General features: G+C 68.1%; 5 protein-coding genes. All 5 read left to right on the forward strand.

What is annotated here, in order from left to right:
* A partial coding sequence (gene folP, locus WAN71_RS05080) for a dihydropteroate synthase (protein ID WP_422224283.1) occupies window positions 1–746 on the forward strand: 746 nt, incomplete at its 5' end.
* On the forward strand, window positions 739–1140 hold the full coding sequence (gene folB, locus WAN71_RS05085; protein WP_422224284.1) for a dihydroneopterin aldolase: 402 nt from the start codon (window positions 739–741) through the stop codon (window positions 1138–1140). The genes folP and folB, both read left to right, overlap by 8 nt.
* Window positions 1141–1189: 49 nt before the next feature.
* Window positions 1190–1756 carry a 2-amino-4-hydroxy-6-hydroxymethyldihydropteridine diphosphokinase gene (folK, locus tag WAN71_RS05090; RefSeq protein WP_422224285.1) on the forward strand — a complete coding sequence of 189 codons (567 nt, stop codon included), beginning with the start codon at window positions 1190–1192 and terminating at the stop codon, window positions 1754–1756.
* Window positions 1756–2232 carry a DUF3180 domain-containing protein gene (locus WAN71_RS05095; RefSeq protein ID WP_422224286.1) on the forward strand — a complete coding sequence of 159 codons (477 nt, stop codon included), beginning with the start codon at window positions 1756–1758 and terminating at the stop codon, window positions 2230–2232. Before folK ends, WAN71_RS05095 begins: the two co-directional genes overlap by 1 nt.
* Window positions 2233–2319: 87 nt before the next feature.
* The coding region (locus tag WAN71_RS05100) for a DUF6779 domain-containing protein (RefSeq protein WP_422224287.1) at window positions 2320–3175 on the forward strand (856 nt) is incomplete at its 3' end.

The raw sequence follows: 3175 nt of genomic DNA on the forward strand, positions 1-3175 counted from the left end.
AGCACGGCCTGGCGTTGGCCGCCGACGGCGCGGCGATCATCGATGTTGGCGGAGAGTCGACCCGGCCCGGCGCGGTCCGCATCGACCCCGGGGTGGAGACTGCCCGCGTCGTTCCTGTCGTCAAAGAGTTGGCGTCACAAGGCATTACGGTCAGTATCGACACCATGCACGCGGGCGTGGCGCGGGCGGCGCTGGAAAATGGCGCCCAGATGGTCAATGACGTGTCGGGCGGACGCGCCGATGCGGGAATGGCCGGTCTGCTCGTCGAGGCCGGTGTGCCTTGGGTGTTGATGCATTGGCGATCGGTCTCGGCTGACCGTCCGCACGAAGTACCCGGCTACCGCGATGTGGTGGCCGAGGTGCGCGCCGAGCTGCTCGCCAGCGTCGACGACGCGGTTGCCGCGGGCGTAGATCCGGCGAAGCTGATCATCGATCCCGGTCTCGGATTCGCCAAGACCGGCCAACATAATTGGGCGTTGCTGCACGCCTTGCCGGAGCTCGTGGCCACCGGCGTCCCGGTTCTGGTCGGGGCGTCGCGGAAACGGTTCCTCGGCACCTTGTTGGCCGGTCCCGATGGTGCGGCGCGGCCACCCGACGGGCGGGAGACGGCTACCGCGGTGGTTTCGGCGTTGTCCGCGCTGCACGGCGCCTGGGGGGTGCGGGTGCACGATGTACGGGCCTCGGTCGACGCGCTGCGGGTTGTCGACGCGTGGACACAAGCCGGGGCGGTTGGATCTGATGGCTGACCGAATTGAGTTGCGCGGCTTGACGGTTCGCGGACGACACGGGGTCTTCGACCATGAGCGCGCGGACGGTCAAGACTTCGTCGTCGATATGACGGTGTGGATCGACCTGGTGGACGCCGCGGCCAGCGACGACTTGGCAGACACCTATGACTACGGCGTCCTGGCTAATCGGGCGGCCGCTATCATCGCCGGGCCGGCCCGTAATTTGATCGAAACGGTCGCCGGGGAGATCGCCGAGGACGTCATGAAAGACCGGCGGGTGCATGCCGTCGAGGTGACGGTGCACAAGCCGCAGGCTCCGATTCCGCAGACCTTCGGCGATGTGGCGGTGGTGGCCCGACGGTCGCGGCGCGGGGGCCGGGGATCGGTAGTTCCGGCGGGAGCGGGCTTATGACGCGCGACGACGATGATGCCGGCGTGGCCGGGGTCAAGGAGTGGCGCAAATGACCCGGGTGGTGCTGTCGATCGGATCCAACATTGGTGACCGGTTGGCCCGGCTGCAGTCGGTGCTCGACCGGCTGCGCGAGACGGTGCGAGCGGTCTCTCCGGTTTATGAGACCGCGGCCTGGGGCGGCGTTGAGCAGGGCCCGTTCCTCAACGCGGTGCTGATCGCCGAGGATGCGACGCTCGACGGACATGGTTGGTTGCTCCGCGCCCAGCAGATGGAGCAGGCGGCCGATCGAGTTCGCGGACAGCGTTGGGGCCCACGCACTCTCGATGTGGACTTGATCAGCTGCCACGATACGTCGCCGACCGGAGACACCGAAGTGATCTCCTTAGACGATGGTCTGACCCTGCCGCATCCGCTGGCTCATCTGCGTGCCTTCGTGATGATTCCTTGGCTGGCCGTCGACCCGGCCGCGGAGCTCACGGTGGCCGGCGGAAAGCAGTCCGTCGCAAAGTTACTCGCCCAGCTGGATGCGGCCGACCGCGCCGGTGTGCAACTGACCGGGCAAGTGCTCGAACCGCGAGGCGACAACACGGAAGCCGACTCGACGCAGGAAACTTGATGGGCCCGACCAGGAAACGTGACCTGACGGCCGCGGTGATCGGCACTGCGGTGGTCGGATACCTGCTGGTCGTGTTGCTATACCGATGGTTTCCACCGATTACCATCTGGACGGGTTTGTCGCTGCTTGCGGTCGGCGTCGCCGAGGCGGCGTGGGGGCGTTATGTCCGGGCCAAGATCAGCGACGGTGAGATCGGCGACGGGCCCGGCTGGCTACATCCGCTGTCGGTGGCCCGCAGCCTGGTCATCGCCCAGGCGTCGGCCTGGGTGGGCGCGTTGGCGCTGGGTTGGTGGGTCGGTGTCCTGGTGTACTTGTTGCCGCGGCGGTCGTGGCTGCGGGTGGCTGGCGAAGACACCGCCGGCACGGCGGTGGCGGTCGTCAGCGCACTGGCTCTGGTGGTTGCTGCGCTGTGGCTGCAACATTGCTGCAAGTCGCCGCCGGACCCGACCGAGCACGGCGAGGGCGCGGAAAGTTAGCCCGGCTCAGTGCGCGCAGTTAGTCCAGGTGAGAATCGCCGGAGCACGGCAACACGCGTAGTGACCTCGGCCCGGTACAGTCGGGCCATGACCGATCTGTCCCGCGGCGCCCGGGTTCGGCGCGGCGGCCGCAGACCGGGCTGGGTACTGCTCACGGCGTTGCTGGTGCTCGCAATCGGCGCCAGTTCTGCGCTTGTTTTCACCAACCGAGCGGAGCTTCTCAAGCTCGCCGTGATCCTGGCTCTGTGGGCCGCCGTCGTCGCTGCGTTCGTGTCGGTGATCTACCGTCGCCAAAGCGACGTGGATCAGGCCCGGGCGCGCGACCTGAAGCTGGTTTACGACCTGCAACTGGACCGCGAAATCTCGGCTCGCCGCGAGTACGAGCTGACCGTGGAGTCTCAGCTGCGTCGCGAGCTGTCCAGCGAATTGCGCGCTCACTCCGCAGACGAGGTCTCGGCATTGCGCGCCGAGTTGGCCGCGCTGCGCACCAATCTGGAGATCTTGTTCGACGCCGAACTCAGCGAGCGGCCGGCACTGGAGACCGAGCGCAGGACTGTGCGTGGCTACAGCGACTGGGATCGCGAGCACGAAAGCGCTCGCGAGCGGGTCAATCGCGTCACCTCGGTGCGGGCCGAAGAGCCTCGGCGGATGGACGACAGCTCGATCATCGACGTGCCGGAGGAACCGCTGGTCCCGCCGCCGCGGCAGCCGGTCGCGGATAGTTACCAGCCGGCGGCGTACGCCTACCAGCCCGCCGGCGCTCACGAGGGTTCCAGGGCAAACCGCGCCGCTGAGCCCTATGAGGCGGCAGAACCGGACCGGGGTACACATGGGCGCCCAGGCGACCGAGTCGCTCGAGCCCAGCAGGACACCTCGACGCCGCCGACGGTTTGGGCCGCGCCGGGGACATCGCCGGCGAGCGGGGCCGAGCGGCAGCCTGAGC

It is taken from the genome of Mycobacterium sp. (assembly GCF_049280035.1).
GTDB lineage: Bacteria > Actinomycetota > Actinomycetes > Mycobacteriales > Mycobacteriaceae > Mycobacterium.